25 protein-coding genes and 1 pseudogene are annotated in these 24117 nt (G+C 41.1%); 15 read left to right on the top strand and 11 right to left on the bottom strand.

From position 1 onward, the window contains the following. Positions 1 to 117: 117 nt before the first annotated feature. Both MSHOH_RS15965 and MSHOH_RS25740 read left to right on the top strand, forming a co-directional pair. Positions 118 to 963 carry a class I SAM-dependent methyltransferase gene (locus tag MSHOH_RS15965; RefSeq protein WP_048141118.1) on the top strand — a complete coding sequence of 282 codons (846 nt, stop codon included), beginning with the start codon at positions 118 to 120 and terminating at the stop codon, positions 961 to 963. Between the two features lie 234 nt (positions 964 to 1197). After that, entirely contained in the window at positions 1198 to 1323 is a 126-nt protein-coding gene (locus MSHOH_RS25740) for a hypothetical protein (protein ID WP_269848523.1), read from the top strand. 74 nt (positions 1324 to 1397) lie between these two features. On the opposite strand, the gene MSHOH_RS15960 is transcribed toward MSHOH_RS25740, so the two are convergent. The 3 genes from MSHOH_RS15960 to MSHOH_RS15950 all read right to left on the bottom strand — a co-directional run bounded on the left by MSHOH_RS15960 (position 1398) and on the right by MSHOH_RS15950 (position 4578). Further along, positions 1398 to 2303, bottom strand: a complete 906-nt coding sequence (locus MSHOH_RS15960) for an ATP-grasp domain-containing protein (RefSeq protein WP_048141116.1) — start codon at positions 2301 to 2303, stop codon at positions 1398 to 1400. A gap of 359 nt (positions 2304 to 2662) precedes the next feature. Then, entirely contained in the window at positions 2663 to 3175 is a 513-nt protein-coding gene (locus tag MSHOH_RS24745; protein ID WP_048141114.1) for a succinylglutamate desuccinylase/aspartoacylase family protein, read from the bottom strand. A 206-nt stretch (positions 3176 to 3381) separates the two neighbouring features. Next, on the bottom strand, positions 3382 to 4578 hold the full coding sequence (locus tag MSHOH_RS15950) for a tetratricopeptide repeat protein (protein WP_048141112.1): 1197 nt from the start codon (positions 4576 to 4578) through the stop codon (positions 3382 to 3384). A 366-nt stretch (positions 4579 to 4944) separates the two neighbouring features. Here MSHOH_RS15950 and MSHOH_RS15945 point away from each other — a divergent pair, with 366 nt between their 5' ends. After that, positions 4945 to 5730, top strand: coding sequence for an HAD family hydrolase (locus MSHOH_RS15945; protein ID WP_048141110.1), 786 nt, complete (start codon positions 4945 to 4947; stop codon positions 5728 to 5730). Between the two features lie 160 nt (positions 5731 to 5890). On the opposite strand, the gene MSHOH_RS15940 is transcribed toward MSHOH_RS15945, so the two are convergent. Beyond that, positions 5891 to 6769 carry a tetratricopeptide repeat protein gene (locus MSHOH_RS15940; protein ID WP_048141108.1) on the bottom strand — a complete coding sequence of 293 codons (879 nt, stop codon included), beginning with the start codon at positions 6767 to 6769 and terminating at the stop codon, positions 5891 to 5893. A 1028-nt stretch (positions 6770 to 7797) separates the two neighbouring features. Continuing rightward, positions 7798 to 8310 (bottom strand): response regulator, encoded by a 513-nt coding sequence (locus MSHOH_RS15935; protein ID WP_048141106.1) that lies wholly within the window; start codon positions 8308 to 8310, stop codon positions 7798 to 7800. A 245-nt stretch (positions 8311 to 8555) separates the two neighbouring features. Between MSHOH_RS15935 and MSHOH_RS15930 the strand changes: the two genes are divergently transcribed. After that, on the top strand, positions 8556 to 8837 hold the full coding sequence (locus MSHOH_RS15930) for a MarR family transcriptional regulator (protein WP_048141104.1): 282 nt from the start codon (positions 8556 to 8558) through the stop codon (positions 8835 to 8837). A gap of 325 nt (positions 8838 to 9162) precedes the next feature. Here the strand turns inward: MSHOH_RS15930 and trxB are convergent, their stop codons facing one another. Continuing rightward, the gene (gene trxB / locus MSHOH_RS15925; protein ID WP_048141102.1) at positions 9163 to 10080 is read right to left on the bottom strand and encodes a thioredoxin-disulfide reductase; all 918 of its coding nucleotides are present in this window, start codon (positions 10078 to 10080) and stop codon (positions 9163 to 9165) included. Between the two features lie 53 nt (positions 10081 to 10133). Further along, positions 10134 to 10376 (bottom strand): glutaredoxin family protein, encoded by a 243-nt coding sequence (locus tag MSHOH_RS15920; protein WP_048141100.1) that lies wholly within the window; start codon positions 10374 to 10376, stop codon positions 10134 to 10136. Between the two features lie 164 nt (positions 10377 to 10540). On the opposite strand from MSHOH_RS15920, the gene dph5 reads away from it, so the two are divergent. The 5 genes from dph5 (at position 10541) to MSHOH_RS15895 (ending at position 14404) form a co-directional block, all read left to right on the top strand. Further along, a complete protein-coding gene (gene dph5, locus MSHOH_RS15915) occupies positions 10541 to 11341 on the top strand; it encodes a diphthine synthase (RefSeq protein WP_048141098.1) in 801 nt (266 codons plus the stop codon). A 143-nt stretch (positions 11342 to 11484) separates the two neighbouring features. Next, complete coding sequence (locus MSHOH_RS15910; protein ID WP_048141096.1) at positions 11485 to 11766, top strand: DUF357 domain-containing protein; 282 nt, start codon at positions 11485 to 11487, stop codon at positions 11764 to 11766. A gap of 262 nt (positions 11767 to 12028) precedes the next feature. Beyond that, positions 12029 to 12418, top strand: a complete 390-nt coding sequence (locus MSHOH_RS15905; RefSeq protein ID WP_048141094.1) for a DUF555 domain-containing protein — start codon at positions 12029 to 12031, stop codon at positions 12416 to 12418. Between the two features lie 283 nt (positions 12419 to 12701). Further along, on the top strand, positions 12702 to 13601 hold the full coding sequence (locus MSHOH_RS15900) for a carbohydrate kinase family protein (protein ID WP_048141092.1): 900 nt from the start codon (positions 12702 to 12704) through the stop codon (positions 13599 to 13601). A 131-nt stretch (positions 13602 to 13732) separates the two neighbouring features. Further along, complete coding sequence (locus MSHOH_RS15895; protein ID WP_048141090.1) at positions 13733 to 14404, top strand: diphthine--ammonia ligase; 672 nt, start codon at positions 13733 to 13735, stop codon at positions 14402 to 14404. Between the two features lie 437 nt (positions 14405 to 14841). Here MSHOH_RS15895 and MSHOH_RS15890 read toward each other — a convergent pair whose 3' ends face one another. From MSHOH_RS15890 to MSHOH_RS15880, 3 genes are read right to left on the bottom strand one after another with little or no spacing between them, the layout of a single operon-like run. Beyond that, positions 14842 to 15237 carry a 5-(carboxyamino)imidazole ribonucleotide mutase gene (locus MSHOH_RS15890; RefSeq protein WP_048141088.1) on the bottom strand — a complete coding sequence of 132 codons (396 nt, stop codon included), beginning with the start codon at positions 15235 to 15237 and terminating at the stop codon, positions 14842 to 14844. A gap of 20 nt (positions 15238 to 15257) precedes the next feature. Beyond that, positions 15258 to 15545 (bottom strand): chorismate mutase, encoded by a 288-nt coding sequence (locus MSHOH_RS15885; protein ID WP_048141086.1) that lies wholly within the window; start codon positions 15543 to 15545, stop codon positions 15258 to 15260. Next, positions 15542 to 16423, bottom strand: a complete 882-nt coding sequence (locus MSHOH_RS15880; protein WP_048141085.1) for a shikimate kinase — start codon at positions 16421 to 16423, stop codon at positions 15542 to 15544. Before MSHOH_RS15880 ends, MSHOH_RS15885 begins: the two co-directional genes overlap by 4 nt. Positions 16424 to 16688: 265 nt before the next feature. Here MSHOH_RS15880 and MSHOH_RS26075 point away from each other — a divergent pair, with 265 nt between their 5' ends. The 6 genes from MSHOH_RS26075 (at position 16689) to MSHOH_RS15850 (ending at position 22562) form a co-directional block, all read left to right on the top strand. Continuing rightward, positions 16689 to 17684 (top strand): PhoU domain-containing protein, encoded by a 996-nt coding sequence (locus MSHOH_RS26075; protein ID WP_082089382.1) that lies wholly within the window; start codon positions 16689 to 16691, stop codon positions 17682 to 17684. A 1193-nt stretch (positions 17685 to 18877) separates the two neighbouring features. Continuing rightward, a complete protein-coding gene (locus MSHOH_RS15870; RefSeq protein WP_048141082.1) occupies positions 18878 to 19519 on the top strand; it encodes an Era-like GTP-binding protein in 642 nt (213 codons plus the stop codon). A gap of 5 nt (positions 19520 to 19524) precedes the next feature. Continuing rightward, positions 19525 to 19884, top strand: a complete 360-nt coding sequence (locus tag MSHOH_RS15865; protein WP_048141080.1) for a DUF2073 domain-containing protein — start codon at positions 19525 to 19527, stop codon at positions 19882 to 19884. Positions 19885 to 19897: 13 nt separating this feature from the next. Continuing rightward, entirely contained in the window at positions 19898 to 20410 is a 513-nt protein-coding gene (locus MSHOH_RS15860; protein ID WP_048141078.1) for a hypothetical protein, read from the top strand. Between the two features lie 282 nt (positions 20411 to 20692). Next, the gene (gene hxlB, locus MSHOH_RS15855) at positions 20693 to 21307 is read left to right on the top strand and encodes a 6-phospho-3-hexuloisomerase (RefSeq protein ID WP_048141076.1); all 615 of its coding nucleotides are present in this window, start codon (positions 20693 to 20695) and stop codon (positions 21305 to 21307) included. A gap of 142 nt (positions 21308 to 21449) precedes the next feature. Further along, positions 21450 to 22562: a pyridoxal phosphate-dependent aminotransferase gene (locus MSHOH_RS15850; protein WP_048141074.1), complete on the top strand. Its 1113-nt coding sequence runs from the start codon at positions 21450 to 21452 to the stop codon at positions 22560 to 22562. A 115-nt stretch (positions 22563 to 22677) separates the two neighbouring features. Here the strand turns inward: MSHOH_RS15850 and tnpB are convergent. Next, positions 22678 to 23791: pseudogene (tnpB, locus tag MSHOH_RS15845) on the bottom strand (IS200/IS605 family element RNA-guided endonuclease TnpB). Positions 23792 to 24117: the final 326 nt, after the last annotated feature.

Below are 24117 nucleotides of genomic sequence, written 5' to 3'. Positions count from 1 at the left end.
AAGGGATAAATCCATCCAAAAGTAACTTACTTCATCTGAAGAAGGTATATATATTGCTATTTTAAATTATTTTAGTAATACGGGTCCTTCCCGAATAAATATTATTGAGGTTGTAGAATGGAGTCAAAAGGAATTGACTGGAACGAAATCTGGAAAGAGACACTGGAAAAACAGGTGAAATCCAACAGGAATGTAGATTGTTCGACCATATGGTACAGTAAGGAAAACGCCAGACGCTTCTGGAGGATGTTCCAGGATGAGAAGTCAAGGGAAATAACCGAGAAGAGAATTGAGGGCATGAAGCTTTCTCCCAACTCCAGGGTCCTCGATATAGGAGCCGGTCCCGGAACCCTTGCAATTCCGATTTCACAGCGTGTAGCCCATGTAACCGCTGTAGAGCCTTCGGACGGCATGATGGGTGTTATGCAGGACAACATCAAAGAGTACGGAATCGAAAATATCGACCCTGTACACAAAAACTGGGAAGCCGTTGATGTCGAGTCTGACCTTTCCGCTCCTTATGATGTGGTTTTTGCTTCTTATTCCCTGGGCATGAAAGACATACGGACTTCAGTTCAGAAGATGGTGGACGCTTCTTCGAAGTACGTTTATCTTTACTGGTTTGCAGGGGAAACTTCCTGGGATATGCATTCCCGGAAACTCTGGCCACTTCTTCACGGGAGTGAGTACCAGCCAGCTCCCAAGTGCGATGTTCTTTATAACGTGCTCTATGACATGGGAATCTACCCGAATATAAGCGTTTTTCCCTTTGAGCATATCCACAGGTTTACAACCCTTGAAGAAGCTGTTGAGGATTTTAAGTCATATTACAATGCAAACTCCGATACTCAGGAAGCTATCCTGAGGGACTATTTTGAAGGTGTACTTGAAACAGAGAATGAAACCCTCATTCAGAGAGGGTGGTCCACAAGGGTAAAGATGTGGTGGGAAAAAACAAACTGAATAGATCAAATCAAACGGATCAGACAAAACTGAATTGATCAAGTTTCAAAGAAGTACAGCAAGCTCTCCGCCACCGCCAAAATATAAAAAAGACTTGAAAATCAATTCCAAAGTTCAGATTTTCAAGCAGAAATTCGCTGTATAAGTTCTTAATTCAAACCCCTCAGCAACATGGAATTCTTTCATTGAGTAATTGAATATTCTTATGTGCGTAATTCGGGTAGAGGAGGAGGGATGGATGTGGATCCCCGCAAAAAGAACTATGGGCATAGATTCTCTTACGGCGGGAGTATGATAGACAGAAGTGAGACCTTCAATATTACAGTAGGTCTGGATGGAAAAAACTGCTTCTCTTGCTAGTTTGAACAACGCTAAGTAGACACTGGACTGAAATAGGCTATTTTTCTGAATATAAGCCGGAAACGAGTTAACCTTTACTTTTCCCCCACCTTTTCTCTTACAAAATCGTAAATCATCCCTGCAACATTAATCCCGCAGCATTCCTCAAGCCCCTCAAAGCCCGGGGAAGAGTTAGCTTCGCAGACTTTGAAATGGTCGCCGTCGAAGAGGAGATCTATGCCGGCTATATCGAGTCCGAAGGTGCGGGCGGTTTCGGTTGCCAGCTGTTCTATTTCCGGAGTCATTTCGAATTTGCGGATTTCTCCGCCTCTGGAGTAATTGGACTTGAAACTGCCAGCCGGAGCTATTCGTTCCATACAGGCTACTGCCCGGCCTCCGATTACGAGGACGCGGAGATCTCGCCCCAGGCTGGATTTTACGAATTCCTGGAGGATTATGTTTGCATTTGGGTTGGTTACGTGGATAAGTTCCATCAGGTCACGGAAGTTGTCGTGGTTTTCCGAGAGGAAAATGCCTTTGCCCATGGAACCGGAGAGGGCTTTTACTATGAGGGGAAAGCCCAGGTACTTTTCAACCAGGTTTATATTGACCGGGTTTTTAGCAAACATCGTATTGGGGGAGGAGATTCCTCTTTCTGCCAGAATTTGCTGGGAGTAAAGTTTGTCCTTGACGGTATCAATGCTCTGCGAAGAGTTAAATACGCGGACTCCGAGGCGTTCAAGGTGGCGGATGACCGCAAGCGCGAAGTAGGTTGTGCCTGCTCCCATTCTCGGCAGGAGGAATTCCGGAAGGGGGACAACTTCTCCGTCGAGGAGTATGCTTTTTCTGTCATCCCTTGTTACAATCAGGTCGAACTGGTCGGGCTTTACAACTCTGAGTTCTATTTCTTTCTCACCCGCAACCTCAATGAAGCGGTGAATTTCGTACAGGTCGGGCCTCAATTCGGCAGCTGTACTCTTATAAAGAATCCATCCTTTCATTCTTTCATCCGCTCTGCCCTGTGGGGGAGTTTTTTTAAATTTAAAGGGAGATATATCTCTATTGAAAAGTGTTTCCGATATATAGAGCTATTCTCTTCGTTTCCAACTCTTGCTTTCTTGCCAGAATCCTCTTTTTTTATACTCTTGGGTTTTTTCAGTTATTGGGTATCTCAGAAACCAGAATTAATCTAAAAAAGAGCTACAGAATAAGCTAAAAATAAATTTGGAAGCAAATCTTTGCAACCATTCGGGGAGGGTTCAGGTTCTTCCGGAATTGACTATGTCTCTCCGACTCTGTACAATATCCTGAGAAGGTTCTTTCAGGCTCATAAATTCTTCAAGCTGGGATTCTACAAGTTCTATTCTCTCGAACGGGCTATATGGAAAAGGGTATCTCCTTCGTTTACCAGTGGAAGGTTGTTTTTTCCGATTACGATACCTTCCTCTTCTGTCGTTATCGGCATTTCTCTTGGCCCGCCAAATGGATCTACGATAAACCCCAGAATTTCTTCTTCTCTTAGGGATCCGTCCCTGAGCTTCGAGTCAAGGACTACAGGTACGTTGAAGGCTTTTCCGAGGTTTTCCGAACCTTCTGTATCCAGGTTTACTCGAACCTGGGGCAGGTTGGGGCGGTGGATAGCTCCTGTATGAAGATCGATTCCGCAATCACATTTAGTTACGATTTCATTCATCAGGGTGTCTGCCAGGCGGGCGGCAAGAGAACCTTTAGAGCTTTCAGAAAGGAGCGGTTGAGGTCTCTCCTGTCCGGAAGGATGGTCAATTATCCGCATCTTATACTCTTTTTTTCTCTTGTTTTCACCAGAAGTGGGTGAAATATGACTTATTGCCTGTGACAAATCCCCAATTTTCACACATAACGTCTTCCAGTCAGTAAATCTAAAAAATCCAGATACTCCGAGCCTGTGTTTAACCTTGAACAGGTGCAGGTAAATTTGCTTCCGTTTACTTACAGCTGCTGGGTAGGAGTATACAATGAGTTTAAAGGAGTGTAGGTAAAAAAAGAGAGTAATAGTGAAATCACCAAAATAAGGTCCGGAAAAGAAAAACTCTCTCCGGATTACTGAATGTCTCCTCCGATCTCAGCGTACCTGGGGTCGATTTCCACGGCCTTTCGATACGCATCCTCAGCCTCTTCTTCGCGACCGAGGAAACTCAAACAGATAGCTTTTCCAAACCAGGAGTCTGCAGCTTCCGGATCAAGCTTAAGAGCTCTTTCATAGATCTCCAGGGCTTCTTCAAAGCGCTTGAGCTGGGCCAGTACAAAACCCAGACTTGAGTACGGTTCAAGGTACTCAGGATCAAGCTGTATAGCTTTCCTGTAGGCTTCGACAGCTTCCTCAAACCTCTGCACCTGGCTGAGAGTAAAGCCTTTATTGTACCAGACGTCGGAATTTTCGGAATTTATTTCGATTGCTTTTTCAAAAGCGTTGATTGCTTCGTCATATCTTTCCAGGTTTTCCAGATCTATGCCCATATTATTCCAGGCATCATCATTTTTGGGGTCAATCTCCACGGCTTTTTCGTAGGCTTTCAGAGCCTGCTTGAAACTGCCAAGGCTGTCAAGGTCCACTCCTTTATAGTACCAGGCTTCAAGAAAACCCGGGTCGATCTCAAGCGCTTTATCGTATGCAATTATTGCTTCATCGTAGTTTCCCATCTGCCCGAGAGCTATACCCATTCCTGCCCAGGCTTCTTTGTAGTCCGAATTTTCTTTTAAGACCTTCCCATAGGCTTCAATAGCCTCTTCGTATTTTCCTGCTTGGCTGAGATTCAGGGCTTTTCCATACCATGCGTTAGGATAATCCGGCTTGAGCTCAAGAGCTTTCCCATAGGCATCGACTGCTTTTTCGTATTCTCCTACCTGGGAGTAAGAAAAAGCCATATTGTTCCAGAGATCCGCATCTTCGGAATTGATCTTAACTGCTTCCTGATAGAGTTTGAGAGCTTCCTCAAACTTTCCGAGGCTCTCAAGAGCTGCCGCCTTATTGTTTAAAAGATAAATATTCTCCGGGTCTTTCTCAATTGCTTTCTCAAAAGCAACTATTGCCTCCTTAAACTTGCCAAGCCTCAGAAGATCAAGTCCACACTCATTAAGTTCGGCTGCAAGAATTTCGTTGCTGACCTCTTCTTTTGCCACACTCCCCGAGTCGTCCAGCACGTACATGTCCCCAGAAACTGATCCCTCTTCGGACTCAGTTTTTTTTTCTTTTCCTTCTTTTTCGAAGGATTTGTCCTTTGGTTCTCCAGAATCCATGTCAAAATTTCCTTTAATATCTTTTAAAATTAAGAACCACAATTTTAGAGTATTCGCGTTCGTTATCTACTTAAGTCTGTTGTTCTTTATGATCTATACATCTGTCCTTTATGATCTATACATCTGTCCTTTATGGTTTTTATAGCCTCTCCCCAAAAAGTAGTCTGAAATGTGCAGAAAAAGAGAATGGAAAGAGAAGAAGATCAGAAAGATCCAGAAACGGTAAAAATACATTTCAAAAACATCAAAAGAGCTCCATGGGGCATGAAAGTAATCAGAAAAATATTGAACAGATTTCTCGAATAGATCAAGAAAGATTGAGCAGATGAGGAAACAAGGGGATAATGAAAAATAGGCTGGGAAATGATGAGAGAGACTAAAGAAAATACGGAAAATATCCTGAAAAATATACAGCAAAGCCATCAGAAAACCCTGAAGGCTGTTCTCTTTGATATGGATAACACTCTTTTTGATTTCGTAGCCGTAAAACTCATAGCATGCAGGGAGATTCTTTCTTATCTTGGAGAAAAGGATAAGAACTTTATGAAAGACCCTGAAGAACTTTTCAGGTACTTCCTCAGGGGAACTTATGGGTTTGAAGATTATGAAAATATAAGGGACTACATGCAGGAGAGAAATCTTTACACAGTCAAGGCGTACAGATATTGCTGTGAGATTTATGACAGGGAAAAACTGCAAAATCTCAAATTATATCCTGGCGTGAGGGATACTCTTGAGGAACTAAAGAAACTTGGCCTGAAGCTTGCAATAATAACAGATGCTGACAAATATCATGCCCAGGCAAGGCTTATGAGAGTCGGGCTTCTGGATTCCTTTGAATTCCTGGTATCTGCAGATATGACAGGTACTAAAAAGCCTGATCCTGCCCATTTTCTCTTTGCACTTGACTCCCTCGGAATAAAGCCGGAGGAAAGCCTGGTGGTGGGAGATAGTATTAAAAGGGACATGGCTCCTGCACGAAAGCTAGGCTTTAAAACAGCATATGCTTCCTATGGAGACTGGAGACAAACAGATGAAAAAGAACAATGCTTTGACTTTCAGCTTAACACATTTCAGGATCTGATTGGATTCATTGATGTGCTAAATCAAGGGAAATATGCTGAACCATGGGATCTTCAGATGGATTTGTAAAATATATCAGCATAAATAAAAGTCAGCAAGCATAAAAAATAACAGAAAAAGTTAATTTTAGCCGTCATACCTGTTAATTCCTGTACGAATTTTTCCGGTAACGGCTTTTTCGGCTCAGTATTCTGCGGTTTCTCTGGAATATGTCCTGAATTAGATTTACTCAAATAAGGTCTGAATATATTGGGTTTATATCGACTGCCCTTTCGTAGGCTTCCATTGCTTTCTGGTGTTTTTTAACTCTGTCGTAAACTATTCCTTTGCCGATCCAGGCTTTTGTAAAGCTCGGGTTGATGTCTATAGCCTTTTCGAAAGCCTCAAGCGCTTCTTTGTATCTTTCAAGGTCTCTCAGGGCTATCCCTTTGTTATACCAGAATCTTGCATTCTCGGGATTTGCTTTGATTTTGTTGTCAAAAATCTCCACGGCTCTCTCTATGTATAACTTTGCTTCATCGTTTTTTCCGAGCCAGCGCAGAGCAACTCCTTTGTTGTAAAGGGCTTTCCCGTTAGTCGGGTTTAACTCAAGTGCTCTGTTAAAGGCATCAAGAGCTTCATGGTAACTCTTTATTTTACAGAGTCCCATACCTTTCTTGCACCATTCGCTTGCGCTCATAGAACTCATGTCATAATTCTTTGAATAGAGCCTGATAGATTTCTCAAGGTCATCCATTGCATCTTCATATGCTCGCATTTCCCTGAGAGCCATTCCCCGCCTGTACCAGACTTCCGGGTCTTCAGGAGCAAGGGATATCGCTCTGTAGAATGAATCCAGAGCTTCTTCGTACTGCATGAGGCCTAAGAGAAGCTCAGCTTTAAAGCACCAGGTTTTGGCGTCAGCAGGGTTGATCTCAAGAGATCTGTCAAAAGCCTCAAGGGCATCCTCATACCTCATGAGGTTTTTTAGGACAATCCCTTTGCTAAACAGGATTTTCGCGTTATCAGGGCTTATTTCCAGAGCTTTGTTGTATGCATCCAGAGCTTCTGTAAACCTTTTCAATTCTTGGAGTGCAACGCCTTTATTATACCATTCATTCGAAGTCATAACTTCACCACACATTTTTTGGACTACATTTTTTCCACCGCTTTACCACACATCTACCTTAAACAACAATATTATATGCTTTTAGAGCATTAAATGGATTCTATACTTTAGCTCCTTATCAAAAATAAGGACACATAAACAGTTACGCATAATAATTTACGTTTTATTCTTTTTTAAACATTTTGAAATATTCATTTACTTTATTATTTTAAAAATAAAGTATTCTAAATGTGTTTAAGAATTAAGCCAATATTTTGGAAATATATAATATATTATTCCATAACTATTGGTTTTTTATATTAATTTATTTTTAATATACATCTGAATTATTATATATGCTCGTAATGTTTGTTTATCAGTCTGTTTTATTCTTCTTTTGGAACCGGTCATGAAATACAATCGGATATTGGCCGGACAGATCTCTTCTGGATAAAAAGAAAGCCATTTCTATGTGTAGACTGCGTTGAAGTTATTACCTGTTGCCTCAATCTCGAGGTTGCGGCAAAACTCTTATAAAACTCCAACGAAACTGTGTAATTTTGACGGAAAATCTGATGTTTATAGATAAATCTGGTTCTGACGAGAAAATGTAATTTTGAAAAATCTGTATCTTTAACAACGAAATTCACTTTAATAGAGTGACATAATCAGATCTGCAGGGAACTATCTTCATTAAAATAATTATTATATTCCTAAAATATATCTGAAAATCTGTCTTATTAAATTTAACATGATGTATTTCAAGCACATTTTGAGCAAATGTTATAATATGGATCGGTGGACTTATTATAAGATATCAGTGAAGAAAACCTCTTAAAAAGTGAGTAAATAATTTTATTAAGATATTTTCAAGGAATCTGATGAATTTTGAACCTTAGAGCACTCTTTAAAGCATGTAAAATCTTAAAAGCATGTAAAATCTTAAAAGCACGCAAAATCTGAAAGGAGAAAGAAAAGGGAATTCCACCTTAAATAAGCCATTTTATCAGAGTGCCAGTGCTTATAAGACAATGAATTCTCTCTCGAATTTAAACCCGGCTACGTCTCAAAATCATTCCTACTCTTGCTCTTAGCTCCAGAGGATTTAATGGTGCGGTAATGTAATCATCAGCTCCAGACTTATAGGCTTTAATGCTGTCTTCTGCTTCATTCTTTTCGCCCAGCATCATAACAGGAACCCATCGGTATTTTGGGTTGGCCCTGAGTTGCCTGCAAATTTCAAAGCCATCTGTATCCAGAAAAGCCGTATCAAGCAGTATAAGATCTGGTCTTTCCTCGCTTACTGTTTCAAGGGCTGAAAAGCTATTCAAGATATTGACAACATTATAGTTTTCAGCTTCAAGTGTTTTCTTAAGGTTTTCATAGGCTTTTTTCCTATTACCCACAATCAGGATTTTTTCTCTGATATCCTGAAGGTTTGCAATCCGAGTTTTTACTGTGTCTTCTGAGATCGAAAGAGCAAGGGCAATGTTCCTTTCGCTTATTTCAGGCTGTTCTTTTATAAGTTTTAATATTTCATGGTTAAGATCAATGTTCTGCATTTCCCTCCACCTCATACAGTATATATTTTCTTAGGTATTAAACATTTCTCAAATATTAAAACGAAGAGAGTATCTAAAAATGTACACAGTAATTGGGGAGAAAGCCGAGTTATCCAAATATTTAGAGGATTTCATATGAATCGCCTGACCACCCAATAAGCAGATAAGTTTATAACCATAAATAGCAAGTTAATATTGGAAATAAGAATCACTTACGGAGAACAGCCACCTCTGAGATGATAACAATGGATCCACTTGAAAAAATCTTTGGTAAAACCGCACAGATGACCGTCCTTAAAAATCTGATCGAGCACCAGAACGAATCAACTTACCTATCTGGAATAGCAGAAGAAACCGGTCTGTCACATTCCAGTGTATCAAGGGTAATTACCCCGTTAATAGAGTCGGGTATTGTCATAGAAAAACCTCTTGGGAAGCAGATTCGCACTTTCCAGCTGAACATGGAAAGCGACGCGACAAAACTGATCATAGATTTTTATAATAGGATTAATCAAATGCTGGAATAAAGCCTTAAAGCGAATTCCTGAATGCATAAATTCGGGACAGAGAACTTGCTGTCCTCTTTTTTGATTTTTGCATGGATAGTGTTGACTTTAGAATTTCTGGACCTCTAGGGCTCCTATTCCTTATATATAATCCAAAGACTCGAGATAAGAATTCTAAGATCTAAGTTTAAGACTATTAATATATTCAGGTTTAAGTTTAGGTTTAAGGTTATTAAGATCAGATAATCTAAGTTCCGTATTATTCCTCTAACTGCTTCTTAGATGTTTTTCCAGGCTAAACTGATTTTCATGAGGGTTCTATAGTCTGAACCCTCTGGAATATTTTTTATTTCATTTTTTCGATATATTCATATGCAGCTGTGGCTGCGACTGCCCCATCTCTTACTGCTGCTACAAGCTGCCAGATAGGAGTGTAACTGCAGTCTCCTGCGGCGTATATTCCTTTCTCAGAGGTTTCCATCCAGCGGTCTGTCTTGATGAAGCCTTCTGTATCTTTTTCCACATTAACGAATTCGGTATTTGGGTGGATTCCTACATAGATAAAAACCCCATTAGTGGAAAGCTCACGGACTTCTTTGCTGTTAAGGTCCTGCAATATAATTTTTTCTACTTTTTTAACTCCTTCTCTGCTCCCTACAATTTCCAGGACAATAGTATTAAGCATTAACTCTATGTTGGGAACTGAAGCCGCCCGATCCTGAAGGACTTTAGCAGCTCTCAAATGGTCCCGCCTGTGGACAAGATATACTTTTTGGGCAATCTTTGACAGAAAAAGAGCATCCGTAACTGCAGAGTTGCCGCCTCCTATAACAACTACGGTTTTATTTTTGAAAAAAGGCCCGTCGCAAATTGCACAGTAGGAAACTCCCTTACTGATAAATTCTTTCTCCCCAGGCACGTCAAGATACTTTGGATTTGCACCTGTGGCAACTATTACAGCTTTTGTTTCGAGATCCCCGCTGTCCGTTGAAATGATTTTCTTTGCGCCTTCGGTCCGGACAGAGAGAACTTCAGTGATCTTGGTTTTCACCCCTACTTCCTGAGCATGTGTTCTATATTTTTCCATTAGCTCAAGTCCAGAAATCGATGGAAAGCCAGGGTAGTTTTCTACAACATCGGCCATCGAGATCTGACCGCTTATCTCGCTTCTTTCCAGAATAAGGGTATCAAGCCCGAAACGTACGGCGTAAATGCCCGCTGCAAGCCCTGCAGGCCCCCCTCCTATGATAATCAGATCGTACATAATACCTCCCATAAATAGAAAATGAGTTCAAAAAAATAAAGCCTGGCATACTTTCATTTAATGCGAGCTATGGCGTCGGCTTTTTTAGGAAGTCCTGTAAATGCAGGCTCTCCATCAATAAGAGTTGTAGGGACGCCAACTATGCCGTGCTTATCAATAAGAGCCTGTCCCTCAGGACTCTCTACATCTACTTCTTCATACTCGAAATCGTACTCTGATTTAAGGTCTTTCCAGAGCCTGCGTGTTGCCGGACAGGCCGTACACCAGCTGGCATGAATAAGCGTAACCTTAACCATAAAAGATCATCTCCAAAAACTGAGATTGTAAGTCTCATTGCTATTATTAATTTTTAGATATAAATATGTTGAGCGTATCCGCAAATCCTTGACTCACACTCATAGATTCTCCGATTAGTTTGCGGCGCCAAAAGTTTTAAACCAATAAGCTCTTAAAGCGGGTTATGCTCACATTTATAGGACTGGGCCTTTTTGACGAATATGATGTTTCCTTAAAAGGACTTGAAGCTATCCGGGAAGCTGACCTCGTGTACGCTGAGTTTTATACTTCCCACCTCATGGGGACAACTCCTGAAAAAATGGAGAAACTTTACGGAAAGCAGGTCCATTTACTCTCAAGGGAAGACGTGGAACAGCAGCCTGAGTGGCTTGATAATGCAAAAGATAAAAATATAGCTTTCCTAACAGGTGGAGATACAATGGTCTCCACAACTCACGTTGACCTGCGCCTCAGGGCTAAAAATCTCGGGATAGAAACTCGCCTGATTCACGGAGCATCCATTACTTCAGCTGTCTCAGGGCTTACAGGGCTTCAGAACTACCGCTTTGGAAAGTCTGCAAGTATCCCATATCCTTACGAAAGCAGGCGAGGGACAAAAGTCGTTTCAGAAACACCCTACGATACCATAAAACAAAACTCCGAACTTGGACTTCACACTCTTGTTTTTCTGGATATTGATAACGAAAAAGGATATATGTCCGTTAACCTTGCTCTTGAACTTCTCCTTGAGGTTGAAAGAAAAAGAGGAGAAGAAGTAATGAACAGGGCTGTTGCTGTGGGAATAGCAAGAGCAGGCTCGGAAAAGCCTTTGGTAAAAGCTGACTATGCAGAAAACCTGAAGAATTTTGATTTCGGAAAACCTCTTCATATTCTTGTAGTTCCGGGAAAATTGCATTTTCTTGAAGCCGAAGCCCTTGTCAAACTTGCAGCCGGGCCTGAAGAAATAATGGAAAATATCGAATGAAACTGAATATAAAGAAATCAAATAAGTCCAGTTAAGTAAGAACTGAATTTGAATTTAGCCAATTTGAATAAATATCGGTCGAATAAACTCTACTTTATAAAAACCAATTGAATAACTCCTAAACTGGTTATCTGGTGATCAAGATGCCTGCTGATTTAAATGAAAAGGTTAACCGATATGAGAATATGTTAAAAAGAGCATTGCAGAAAGCAAAGTACTCTCCAATCCCTAACTCCCATATGCATGCTGTAGCAGAGGATTATTACACAATGGCAGAAGCTTATTATAAAGATGGAATCTATTTCCTTGAAAATGAGGACCCTGTGAATGCCCTTGCTTCTTTCAGCTATGGGCATGCCTGGCTTGATGCTGGAGTAAAGCTCGGGGTCTTTGCAGTAGATGACGAAACCCTTTTTACAATATAAATAAGATGCTAAAACTTATAAACTAAGTGTAACACTAATAAACAAGATTTTATTACTAAACGAGGTTTTAACACTTATAAGTCAAAATTAAAAAGCCAAAAGCTTAAACTGAAAAACCATATAATACGTAAAACTTATAAATACAAACACGTATTCGAAACCGAAATAATTAACATACTTCACTCTATTCCTCAGGTTTCGTAACTTTTCCCTATTCGGGGATAATTTTAAGAATGTATACCAATAATTATGGTGGAAAATTATGAAGAACTTTCATGTGGTACTTGAAGCAGCTTGGTTGGTTAGAGATGTAAAAACAGCTGATGATGCAATAGGGGTTGCGATTTCTGAGGCTGGAAAGCGCCTGAACCCCAAACTTGATTTTGTAGAGGTAGATGTGGGAACTACATCCTGTCCGGCATGCGGTGAGCCTTTCAGCAGTGTTTTCATAGCAGCAAACACCGCACTTGTAGGGCTTATTTTCGAAATGAAGGTTTTTGATGCCGAATCTGCAGAACATGCGGAAAGGATCGCAAAATCCGTCATAGGAAAGTCTCTCCGCGATGTTCCGTTGACAGTTGTCGAAGTCACGGAATTCGAAAGGTCAGGAGAAAAAGGCGAACAGCAGCAAAAAGGCAAGGCAAACAAATAAACAGGTTCTTTCCTTTAAACCTATTAAATTGCCGGGGCAGAGGAAGGTGTACCTTGTGCGACGTCCATCCAGGCAGCGTCGCATAGCCAGGGCTCAATGAATCTCTGGCTTAAAATAGAGGACCCGTCGTGCTGTCTGCCACGGCAGAAACGGATAAAATCACTAATTTTATCTTTTCCTGAGTTTTTACTTTACTCAACTTTTAAGAATATGTTCGATCTCAAAGTACGCAATCTCAAAAACTCTCGAGCTTCTCCCAGACCCGTAAAAAAGAGGAAACTGCATGGACAGAACTATCTCCGTAGTAGGGCATACTGCCCTTGATTATATCGTAGATGTTGAAAATATCGCAGGAAAAAACGAATCTTCCCCTATAATTGACTATGAAGAGTATCCTGGGGGAGGGGCTGCAAACATCGCAGTTGCCATTGCAAAGCTGGGAGGAAAAAGCCAGCTGATATCTCCTGTTGGCACGGATTTTTCAAGCTCGGGATACGAGAAGCTTCTTAAGGAAGCATGCGTTGACCTTTCCCGCCTCTACAGTATTGAAGACAGAAAAATCTCCAAGGCTTTCATTTTTACTGATAGGAAAGATAACCAGACAACGTACTTTTACTGGGGAGCTTCCTCAAAATTCAAAGAGCTGGAACCCGAACCTGCAGATTTTGTCCACCTGGCAACGGCAGATTGCGTCTATAATGCAAAGATAGCACAAATCTCCGGATTTGTATCCTTTGATCCCGGACAGGATCTGGTCACTTACTCAAAAGAGAATCTCGAGATAATTCTCGCCCACACCGACATTCTCTTTGCAAACAGGCATGAAATCAGGCGGGTTTCAGAGATGACAGGAAAGAGCTTTTTCGAACTCAGATCCATGATTGATATTATTGTTGTTACCTATGATGCGGAAGGCAGCAGGATCTACAAAGACAGCGAAGAATGGGCAATTCCTGTAGTCTCTGTAAAGGCTGTAGATCCTACAGGAGCAGGAGATGCTTACAGGGCAGGTTTTCTGCTGGCATACACAAGAGGTTATTCCCTTCCCACTTGTGGAAAAATAGGCTCAACAGTAGCTTCTTTTGCCGTGCAGACAAGAGGCTGCCAGACCAGCCTTCCAACCTGGGAAGAAATGAAATCCCGTTATGAAGCCAATTTTGGAAAGCTGGAGGCAGAGAGCTGAGCTCGTAAAAAGTCTGTGGATGATGAATGCCAAAAGGGAAAAACATATAAAATATTATAATGATCCACGAACTATAATCCCAAGTCATAACCTGGAAGTACGAAAAAATAGATTTATGGAAGAGGATGCAGATGAAACTCGCAGCACTGATTTCTGGCGGCAAGGACTCGGTCTTTGCCATTCAAAAAGCCCTTGAAGAGGGGCATGAGGTTACTCACCTCATTAATATTATTCCCGCAAGGGACGACTCCTATATGTACCATTCAATCAACCTCCACATGGTAGAACTCATCTCTGCCGCCAGTGAAATCCCGTTGATTCAGCAGCAGTCCAGCGGAATCAAAGAACTTGAACTGGATGACCTTACCCTTGCCCTGAGGAAAGTGAATGTGGATGGAGTATCCGTAGGCGCTATTGAGTCGCAGTACCAGGCGAGCAGGGTACAGAAGATTTGCGATTCTCTCGGACTTAAAGTGTATGCTCCTCTCTGGCATAAAGATCCTGAAGAGCTCCTGAATGAGATGGCAAAAGTTCTTGATATAAGGATTGTGAGAGTTGCAGCCGAGGGTCTCGATAAGTCCTGGCTTGGACGCCCTATTAATGTGAACTCAATAGAAAATCTCAAAGCCCTTAACCGCAGGTACATGGTTCATATGGCAGGGGAAGGCGGAGAATACGAAACCGTTGTCCTTGACGCACCTTTCTTCAAAAAGCGCATAGAAATAGTGAAAAGTGAAATTGAATGGGAAGGCGACACAGGCTCCTTAAAGATCCTGGATGCAAGACTTGTTGACAAGAACTGATTTCTGACATGAACTGATTTTCCATAAGTATCAGAAAGCTGAAAGCAGCCTCAACTTTATATCCGAAACACCTGCCCTTGATAAGCCTGAGCCCGTGCAGCCAGATCCTGTGAATAACAGGAAGCTTTTTTACTTTTTAACCTGATCCCATAGCTGAATGTATTTCAGTACTCAGTATAATATTAATTTTATATATATGGAATCATATTATTTATCTGGCATCTGAGAAATTGCGTTCTGCAGGAAGACTCCTTCTCCAGATGTTTCCCAGAGCTCCTTTTTCAAATCAGATGCCTGTTATTCTACATCTTTTAATATCACTCCATAAAGATGGGACTAGAAGAGTAAAATATGATAAAAAACGTAAAAATATGAAAAAATGTTTCGGGAATTTAACTCCCCAGCGAACAAATTAGAAACTGGAATTCTGAGTGTTCTTAAGGAGTTCCAATTAAATCCAGAATCCTCAGGGCAAGATATGCCCCGTTTGCCCCGTTGTCAATCCCTACACTTCCTACAGGCACACCAGGAGGCATCTGGGCGATGGAAAGAAGGGCATCAAGCCCGCCTAGTTTTGCGCTTACAGGTACACCTATTACAGGCTTTTTAGTCTTGGAGGCAACAACTCCAGGGAGGGCTGCCGATAGACCTGCTATTGTAATAAAGACTTTTGCGTCCGTGTTCGAGATATAGCTGTCAAGCTCGTCAGGGTTCCTGTGGGCAGAGATAACCATCACTTCGTAAGTATATTTGGTTTTTTCAATTACGGAAACCGCACGATTGGCGATTGCCCTGTCTGACTCAGAGCCCATAATCAGTGAAATATCGACCATTTTTTGCTCCTTTGAGGCAATCAGGGCAGGCTTCCCTTTCCACTTAACTCGTTCTGGCGTTCGATACTCATCCTTATAAGAATTTCAAAAATTTCCTTTATCGATCCTACATCAAGGTTGAGTTCGGTTGCAGCATTTAATGCCCTGTTAATTACAACCTCGTTTTGTTTACGGTCATTTATGGAAGTTCCATTTATTCTTTTTGATTCAAGTATTCTCTCAGCAAGGTTAACCCTTCTGTCAATAAGGGACAGGATTTCCCTGTCAATCTCCTCTACTTCTTTGCGGACGGCTTCAAGTTCACTCAAAAGGATCCCTCTCTGTTAAAGGATATCGCATCTCTGTTATTTATACTGGTTTCTATAACTCTTCCTTCCATGCCGCAGCTTTCCCAGGCTGATTTAAGCTCTTTCACCTGCTCGGCTTTTACCAGGGCTGCGTAAGAAGGGCCTGTTCCGGAAAGGCTTACTCCTTTAACTCCACATTCCAGAGCCCTGAGCATATGTTCGGTATCAAACCCAAGAGCTCCGCAGTAGAGAAAGCCGTTAAGCGTCATTGCACGCTCGTATTCTCCTGCGAGAGCGAGCTCGTATGCCATTTCCACATATGGTGCAATCAATTGTGACCGTTTAACATTCGTACTCGCGCTGAAAGCCTTTTTTGCCGGAGCAAATATCAGGACTTTTGAATCGGCTTCTTCGCGTCTGATAAGTTCCATCTTTCGGTTGTCAGTGATTACAATCCCTCCTAAAAAGGAGGCGCAGGCATCGTCAAAAGCTCCTGTTATCGTAACCCCTACTTCCTTTGCAGCCTTTACACCCAGTTTTACTATCTCAAGAGAGGGCATTGTCTCCCCGACAGCCCGGAGGGTTGCAAGGACTGAAGCATTTGCTGCAGCACTGCTGCTCTTGAGCCCTCCTGCAAGGGGAATTTCACTCCCTGTCCTTATAGTGCCTCCGAGTTCAAGCCCGAATCTCTCAAGGACGAGTTCAACGCAGTGTTCTATTAGGCGAGTATCTCCTTCAGGCATTTCTTCAATTGAACCAGTAATTACCAATTCACCTTCCGAGAGTTTCACCTCTGCAAAGGTTTTTAAATCTATTCCGAATGCCGCACCTTTCCAGGTGGCTATGGCGTTTATTATTGTCCCAGCTCCGAAAGCGCAGGCATGCCCTTTAAGTGTCATTAAGTCCAGAATGCTCTGCTCTTTAATATTTTTTACCTCTCTTCCGAGCAGAGAATGGGATAAACTTAAATACAGAACTCAGGAATTACTCCCAAAAAAAGAAAAACTCTTCAGGATATAAATAGTAATACCGAATTGTATATATATTATCTTCTTATCTACACATTATAAATAGTTATACATATTAACTAAGTATCATCCAATTTTCATCTTACTTCCATCTATTTCCAGGCCTGGCCTGAGCAAGTAAAAACGGGGAATCCATATAGAAACCAGAAAAGTACAGCAGACAGGCGGATCCACTTATATTATTTCCCTACCCAAACAGTGGGCCGAAAAAGTAGGAATCGAAACAGGGACAAGAGTATCCATCCATACTCAGCCGGACGGAAAACTGTTAATTGACCCTATTCTTGAAGGGCGCACGATAAAAACGAAACATATAGATGTAACAGGCTATGAAGCAAAAGCTCTGGAAAGGGATATTATTGCTGCATACCTCTATGGCTATGACCGGATAGAGTTTACCTCAAAAAGAATACTTACCGAGCAGAAACAGGTCATTAGAAAAGTCTGTTACAAGCTGATAGGACCTGAAATTATTGAAGAAAGCTCAAACTGTGTGGTCATCCAGGATCTTCTCAATCCCAATGAACTCCATATTAAAAAAGGCATACACAGGATGTTCCTGATTACGGGTTCCATGCAAAAGGATGCCATAAGAGCCCTCAAAACTGCTGACCACGACCTTGCTCTCGATGTTAGCCAGAGGGATGATGAAGTTGACAGGTTGTGCCTTCTGATTTCCAAGCAGTTCCGTTCCATTCTCTGCGGAGGAAGAATGCCCGACTCTTCTGAAACAAGTATAGATGAATATCATGACTTCAGAATGGCAGCAGGTCCTATTGAAAGAATAGCAGATCACTCCCAGAGGATAGCAAATGTTGCATCAAAAATTCAGGAGCCTGTGAGGAAAGATGTAATGGAAGTCATAGAGAACCTTAGCAGTACGTATATGGGACTGGTTGAGCAGGCGGTGGATGCCCTGTATAACTCCGATACTTCTCTTGCAAACCAGGTAATTGACAGTATCGATGGTATGCGTTTACGTGTAACTGAACTGCATGCGTCAATTCTTAAACTTGAGTCCCACAAAACCATGATATCTCTCGGGACTATAGTAGACAGCCTCTCAAGAATAGGAGACCTTGGCTCTAACATAGCTGAAATAGCTATAAATTCGGCAATAAAGGATAAGTGAATATACTCCTTAAGTGAGTATACTCCTGAAGAGAAAGAAATCCAGAAGTTCCTGTTAGCAATTCCTATTTAATCTGTTAATATTACTCAAGGGCACCAAAGTAGAATCTCCAGTTTTTCTACCTTTGCGCTGTAGAAGCTTTAGCCTGTCTATCAGCCAGGTAATAATGATCCCTAAGCCCTGTTAAGAGAAAACAATAAGATCTAACAAAAAAGCCTTCAAAATATAAGTTGTTTCTCTAAACAGAATTGATTTTTCTTAAAAAACACTATACTTTCTCCTGTCTTCTTTTAAAACCGGTAAATTGATTTTTTAATAAAAGAATGTTCTACTTTTGAAAGAAGTAAAAAATCCTTTTTTTAGGTATCAGGGGACTAAGGTAGTCTATTCTCATATATAATGTAATCTATTCTCATATATAATCTTCTTAATTGAATAAATAAAGTAAATATACAATTAAAACCCTAAAAAAGAGTAAATAGTCAACCTTGAATTTCCCGATTAGCAAAAAAATTCTGGAGGGACTCTATTGAAAGCATTCTTAGAACTACTCATCAGAAACTGCGTAGAGTAACAGAGTAACACTGGTGTATGTATGCGGTGAGTTAAGACAAGGGACTAAGGCTCAGCAGGTCAGGTTTTTCGAACTACGGTAACAAGAAAACAGGAAGAGAATTTAATAAATGATGCCTGCAAAATCCTTAACAGGATAGTGATCATTTATATTTTTAAGATATGATGAATAAAAATAGGAAAAGATATAAAGGAAAGTACTGAAAATCAGTAAAAACATAAAAATTTAATAGGAAATGAGTTACAGACAATAGGAAATGAGTTACAGACAATAGGAAATGAGTTACAGACAGGCTGAACATTTTCTTTATCAAAAACTTTTTGTTAAATTTCTGCGGGAATCAGGCGATATGAAGTAATTTATTTATATTCTGGTGTTATTTCACGCAGGCACTTTCTATTTTTTATATAGAAAGACCCAGGTCTGCTGTTTATCCCAGGTATACTGAAAAGGAGAAGTCAGTATCTCCAATTTCTCCGATTCCCACAGCTTAACAAATGGAAATTATTTATATGCTATGATCAATTAAATAAAAAGGTCACGAAAACACCAGTAATCCATACAGGAAAGCAATCCGAGAAATCCTTTGGTGTTATGCTTTTCCCAATGGAGGGAAGCCATGAATATGATAAAACGATTTAAGGTAAGCTTTTCAAAAATATTCAATAAACTCTTCAAGAAAAAAGGAGCATGTATCGGCATCTACGGCCCCCCCAATGCAGGCAAGACAACCCTCAGTAACCGTATCCTCAGGGACTGGGTCGGAAGCGAGGAAACCATGGGCTCGGTTTCACACATCGCCCACGAGACCAGGCATGCAAAAAGGAGAAACGGAGTTACTATTGAGACTAACGGGCACACTATCAGTCTTGATATTGTTGACACTCCCGGGCTTGCAACGAAGATCGACTTCCACGACTTTATGGAACAGGGAATGAGTGATGTCGAATCAAAGAAAAGATCCAAAGAAGCAACAGAGGGCGTAATTGAGGCTGTCAAATGGCTGGATGACCTTGACGGAGTCATACTGGTTATGGATTCTACAGAAAATCCCTATACTCAGGTCAATGTAACTGTTATAGGAAACATGGAAGCCAGAAACCTTCCGCTTCTCATCGTAGCAAATAAGGTAGACCTTCCTGACGCTGACCCCGGAGTTATAAAGGAAGCCTTCCCTCAACATCCCATGGTACCTGTCTCGGCGCTTGAAGGGGTGGGAATGGACTCATTCTACGAAGCTCTGGCCAAACAGTTCGGGTGATCCAAATGCAGGGAATCCAACTTGATCTTGTATCTGAAGCCAAGATATCTCAGATGGCTTCCATGGAAAAAGTCCGGTATATAATCGACGAGGTGCGAAAAGGCAAAATCCTTGTGCTTGAAAAGGGTCTTAACCCTATGGAGGAAGCGAAACTCATTGAGATGACAATGTCAGCAATTCAGCCGGACGTGTTTTCTGGAATCGAGATGCAGAGCTACCCTGCAAATGCCGACGCCTCTTTGCTGGGAAAGTTTTTCAAAAAACAGAGCAGCAAGAGACTTACGGTTATAGGGCCCGCAAACCAGCTCAAAACCCTTAAAAAGGACAGGAATCTAATTAGTGCACTTGTCTCTGCAAGTAAGTAACGAAGTGGAAACAATGTGTGCCCAAAAGACCCAAGACCTGGAAGCAAAACTATCCCCTCCCCAGTCCCTAGGCTCCTTTGAGATGGGCAGGAACGACGTTGACGTAGTCTGTACCTACGGGAAAATTGCAGTATGGTTCGGACGAAAGGTTCCTGATTATATCATAGCGCAGGTACTCATTGGTATTTCAAAGGTAGATCCGTCTACTGTTCACGAGTTTGAGATAATCTGCGACTTTGATGAGATCACGGAATATGAAAGTAAAGGATATATCCTTGTGTCCTACGGTAAAACAGCCGGCGGTTATCGCGTAAATTACAGCATTCCCTTTTCCAACAAAAAAGCTCTCTTCCATTTGTCCAGGTTTGTACTTGAAGAACTCCAGAAAGGGGAGGTACGAAAGGATTTCTACTGGAACGGGAGTGACTGCGATATACAGCGGCTTTACCAGGAATTCAGAAATAGTATCGACAGCTGGGAACTAAAAGCTATTAATTATAAAACTGAGCAGCAAACAAGCCGATGATGGGCAGGCACAGCAGCAGGATAAAACAGAAGCTTCCAGAAATTTGTCCTGAAATCCCTACCAATAAGTTTAAGAAAACGGAAAAAGGTTATCTGGAAAGGATTTCAGGAGTTTTAGTCTCGGTAGTTCCAGTAATACTGTATAGTTAGTTGTCTCAGAAACTCCGCCAGTTTTCGACATTCCAGTGTTTTGAGATTATTCTCAGTTATCCGGTAGAAGTAAATAAAAAGTTATTATTATTAGTCATTGAGAACTCAACTCAATGCTTTTTGGAGAACTCATATGAAAAAAGATCAGGTAAAAGACTGCAAAGATGTAATTTTATCAATGGAACTTATAGCGGAAAACCTCAATGAGGTAATTAAGGTACTTGACCGCGAAGCTATAATAAGTATGCTTCAGGAGATTCTGGAAGGGGAAAGAGTCTTTGTAATGGGGGCAGGCCGGTCCGGGCTTGTTGCCAAAGCTTTTGCAATGAGACTGATGCACCTCGGATTCACAGTATACGTTGTAGGAGAAACCACCACCCCGGCTGTCCGGCAACAGGATGTTGTGATTGCTATTTCAGGTTCTGGAGAAACCCGTTCCATAGCAGACCTGGGGAAAATTGTAAAGGATATAGGCTCAACCCTTATAACCGTCACCTCCAAAAAGGAGTCTACCCTCGGCAGAATCTCTGATATTGCAATGATCCTTCCGAGCAAGACGAAAAACGATCATGATGCAGGCGGCTACCTCGAAAAAAATATGAGAGGAGATTACAAGAATCTGCCTCCCCTGGGCACTGCTTTTGAAATTACCTCCCTTGTCTTCCTGGACTCAATAATTGCCCAGTTGATTACACTTACAGGTGCTTCAGAAGCAGAACTCAAGTCAAGGCACACAAATATCGAATAAAGGTAGTAGTTATTGAACAATCGATAGTGGACAATGGGCTGATTTTTAAATAATGGCTTAAAATAATCGTTACAATAACATGTTAAGGCAAAAAAGCAGGATTTATGGTATGTAATTTGCAGGGACTGAAGGAGGGAATGATTTGAAGGAAATTAAGTTTTCAGAAAACGTCTCCCGGATAGATACATCCGGAATCAGAAAGATTTTCGAAGCTGCAGGCTCAAACGCCATCAATCTCGGGCTCGGACAGCCCGATTTCGATACCCCTGAACACATAAAAGCCGCAGCAATTAAAGCCATAAATGAAGGTTTTACCGGATATACCGTAGGTCCCGGAATCCCTGAACTGAGGGGAGCCCTGAGCCATAAATTCCAGGAAGAAAACGGTTTTTCGGTCTCTCCTCAGGAAATAATTGTGACTTCAGGAGCCTCTGAAGCCCTTACTGTTGCCCTTGCAGCCCTCCTCAATACCGGAGACGAGGTTCTTATCTCAAATCCCGGATTTGTGTCCTACAACGCCCTGACTGAAATCCTGAACGGAAAAGTAGTAAGTGTACCTCTTGCGGAAGACCTTACCATGAAGCCGGACTCCGTGCTTGAGAGAATTACTCCTAAGACAAAAGCCATTATCCTTAATTCCCCGTCCAACCCTACAGGCGCTGTTTCAAGCAGGGCAGATATCAAAGCCCTTGCCGAGATTGCAGATGACCACAATATAACCATCATTTCTGACGAGGTTTACGAGTACTTTATTTACGAAGGCGAACATGTAAGCCCTGCCAGCTATTCGGATAATGTGATTACTGTAAACGCGACTTCAAAAAGCTATGCTATGACAGGCTGGAGACTCGGATACCTCGCAGCAAGAAAAGAGTACATTGCCCAGATGCTTAAAGTGCACCAGTACGTACAGGCCTGTGCAAACTCAATTGCCCAGAAAGCTGCTTACGCTGCAGTTACCGGACCAAAAGATTCTATCAATGTCATGCGTGAAGAATTCAGGAAACGCAGGGACGTGCTTGTAAAAGGGCTCAATGAACTCGGGATGGAATGCGCTCTTCCTAAAGGAGCTTTCTATGCCTTCCCGAGAGTCTCAAACTCCGCAGAGGTCGCCTCAAAAATGATCTCAAACGGTGTTGTCGTAGTCCCGGGAACAGCCTTTGGAAGCGCGGGTGACGGCTACATAAGAATTTCCTATGCGGCTTCAATGAAAGATATCGAAAAAGCCCTGAGCATCATGGAAAAAGTGCTCTAAGTCTAGTGAACTACCCCTCCCTGCTTTCTGATGAAAGCGAGGAAGGGGCTTCTTGCTTCATCCCTCGAACTACCGTTCGCAAGTCCACAAGCTCATCCCCTGCGTTCCATAGGTGTCAGATAACTATAAGATTTTGATCTTGAAGAGAACTTTTTGATATTGATTGCAGCATTTATGTCTCTGTCATGCTTTGTTTTGCAATCAGGACACGTCCACTCTCTAACATCAAGAGTTAGATTAGAATTGTGATGCCCACAAACATTGCATAATTTAGAAGATGGCTCAAATCTTCCTATTCGTAAAATGGTTTTTCCCAACCATTCAGCTTTATACTCTAATTTTGTTACAAAACTACTCAACGAAGCATCTGAAATAGATTGAGCCAGACAATGATTTTTTACCATACCTTTAACATTCAGAGTTTCCAGCGCAATAGCTTGGTTCTCGCTAATCAGTCTGAAAGAGAGTTGATGCTGGAAATTATTTCTCTGATTGCTAATAGTTTCATGGATTTTTGAAAGATGCTGTCTAGCCTTATTCCTATTCTTAGAGCCTTTAACTTTTCTCGATACTCTTTTTTGGAGAGCTTTCATTCTTTTTAGAGAATTTTCAAGGTATTTTGGATTTTCAACCTTTTCTCCATTTGATAGAACTGCAAAATCTTTGATGCCTGCATCAATACCTATTGTAGTTGATTCTGAAAAGTTCTGCTTTTCAGGAATATCTTTTTCATTATCTACAAGGATACTGATATAATATTTTCCTGTACTTGATCTTGAAATTGTTGCGGTTTTAAGTTTGCCTTCAAACCTTCTATGAAGTATGGTTTTAACTTCACCTATTTTAGGAAGCTTAATTATCTGCTTCTCAAAATCTACCGCATAATGTTGAGGCATTTGATATGATTGAACCGGATTTTTCTTAGACTTGAACTTAGGAAATCCGGATTTCTCTCTAAAGAATTTCGTAAATGCTGATTCTACATTTACTAAAGAGGCAAGTAGAGCCTGTGAATTAGCTTCTTTCAACCATTTGTTAGAAGGTTTTACCTCATGGACTAAAATGTGCTGTAAATCAAACCTCGATATTGATTTCCTAGTTTGTTCATAAGTTTTTATCTTTTGTTCTAAAGCCCAGTTATAGACAAATCTACATGCACCAAAATGAACTTGTATCATTTCCTTTTGTTTTTTGCTAGGGTAGATTCGATATTTGTAGGCTTTTAACATACTATACATTATGCGTTTTAAAGAAATATATAGGTTTTGTTAAACTTAATATAGTGAAGTTGACGGCTTTCATCCCCCACCTGTCGCTTCGCTCCGAGGAAGGGGACTTCACGCCTTAAAGTTAAAGAGGAGCTTCTTTTTTCTTTTTTCTTCCTTTTTCTATTTTCTCTTTTCACTTTTCTTTGCATTCACTTCTTTCTCTGTATTCTTTTCTTTCCTGCACTTTTATTTTTATTCAATTAACTCGTTTCAGAATAATGCTGTTAACTTTGGGAAAATTTATATCGAGGTATCCAGATACCCTGATATATAGAAAAAAGCTTTTT

It is taken from the genome of Methanosarcina horonobensis HB-1 = JCM 15518 (assembly GCF_000970285.1).
Taxonomy (GTDB): Archaea; Halobacteriota; Methanosarcinia; order Methanosarcinales; family Methanosarcinaceae; genus Methanosarcina; species Methanosarcina horonobensis.
The sequence above is the reverse complement of the archived record's forward strand: the minus strand, read 5'-3'. Positions and strand labels throughout refer to the sequence as shown.

Excerpts from the sequence above, each read along its gene's own strand:
- MSHOH_RS15935 (WP_048141106.1), bottom strand. The coding sequence starts at position 8,310 with ATGCAGAACATTGATCTTAACCATGAAATATTAAAACTTATAAAAGAA.
- MSHOH_RS15965 (WP_048141118.1), top strand. The coding sequence starts at position 118 with ATGGAGTCAAAAGGAATTGACTGGAACGAAATCTGGAAAGAGACACTG.
- MSHOH_RS15900 (WP_048141092.1), top strand. The coding sequence starts at position 12,702 with ATGGACAGAACTATCTCCGTAGTAGGGCATACTGCCCTTGATTATATC.
- trxB (WP_048141102.1), bottom strand. The coding sequence starts at position 10,080 with ATGTACGATCTGATTATCATAGGAGGGGGGCCTGCAGGGCTTGCAGCG.
- MSHOH_RS15940 (WP_048141108.1), bottom strand. The coding sequence starts at position 6,769 with ATGACTTCGAATGAATGGTATAATAAAGGCGTTGCACTCCAAGAATTG.
- dph5 (WP_048141098.1), top strand. The coding sequence starts at position 10,541 with ATGCTCACATTTATAGGACTGGGCCTTTTTGACGAATATGATGTTTCC.
- MSHOH_RS15895 (WP_048141090.1), top strand. The coding sequence starts at position 13,733 with ATGAAACTCGCAGCACTGATTTCTGGCGGCAAGGACTCGGTCTTTGCC.
- hxlB (WP_048141076.1), top strand. The coding sequence starts at position 20,693 with ATGAAAAAAGATCAGGTAAAAGACTGCAAAGATGTAATTTTATCAATG.
- MSHOH_RS15930 (WP_048141104.1), top strand. The coding sequence starts at position 8,556 with ATGGATCCACTTGAAAAAATCTTTGGTAAAACCGCACAGATGACCGTC.
- MSHOH_RS25740 (WP_269848523.1), top strand. The coding sequence starts at position 1,198 with ATGGATGTGGATCCCCGCAAAAAGAACTATGGGCATAGATTCTCTTAC.
- MSHOH_RS15905 (WP_048141094.1), top strand. The coding sequence starts at position 12,029 with ATGAAGAACTTTCATGTGGTACTTGAAGCAGCTTGGTTGGTTAGAGAT.
- MSHOH_RS15920 (WP_048141100.1), bottom strand. The coding sequence starts at position 10,376 with ATGGTTAAGGTTACGCTTATTCATGCCAGCTGGTGTACGGCCTGTCCG.
- MSHOH_RS15865 (WP_048141080.1), top strand. The coding sequence starts at position 19,525 with ATGCAGGGAATCCAACTTGATCTTGTATCTGAAGCCAAGATATCTCAG.
- MSHOH_RS15890 (WP_048141088.1), bottom strand. The coding sequence starts at position 15,237 with ATGGTCGATATTTCACTGATTATGGGCTCTGAGTCAGACAGGGCAATC.
- MSHOH_RS15910 (WP_048141096.1), top strand. The coding sequence starts at position 11,485 with ATGCCTGCTGATTTAAATGAAAAGGTTAACCGATATGAGAATATGTTA.
- MSHOH_RS15860 (WP_048141078.1), top strand. The coding sequence starts at position 19,898 with ATGTGTGCCCAAAAGACCCAAGACCTGGAAGCAAAACTATCCCCTCCC.
- MSHOH_RS15950 (WP_048141112.1), bottom strand. The coding sequence starts at position 4,578 with ATGGATTCTGGAGAACCAAAGGACAAATCCTTCGAAAAAGAAGGAAAA.
- MSHOH_RS15960 (WP_048141116.1), bottom strand. The coding sequence starts at position 2,303 with ATGAAAGGATGGATTCTTTATAAGAGTACAGCTGCCGAATTGAGGCCC.
- MSHOH_RS15880 (WP_048141085.1), bottom strand. The coding sequence starts at position 16,423 with ATGACACTTAAAGGGCATGCCTGCGCTTTCGGAGCTGGGACAATAATA.
- MSHOH_RS15945 (WP_048141110.1), top strand. The coding sequence starts at position 4,945 with ATGAGAGAGACTAAAGAAAATACGGAAAATATCCTGAAAAATATACAG.
- MSHOH_RS15870 (WP_048141082.1), top strand. The coding sequence starts at position 18,878 with ATGAATATGATAAAACGATTTAAGGTAAGCTTTTCAAAAATATTCAAT.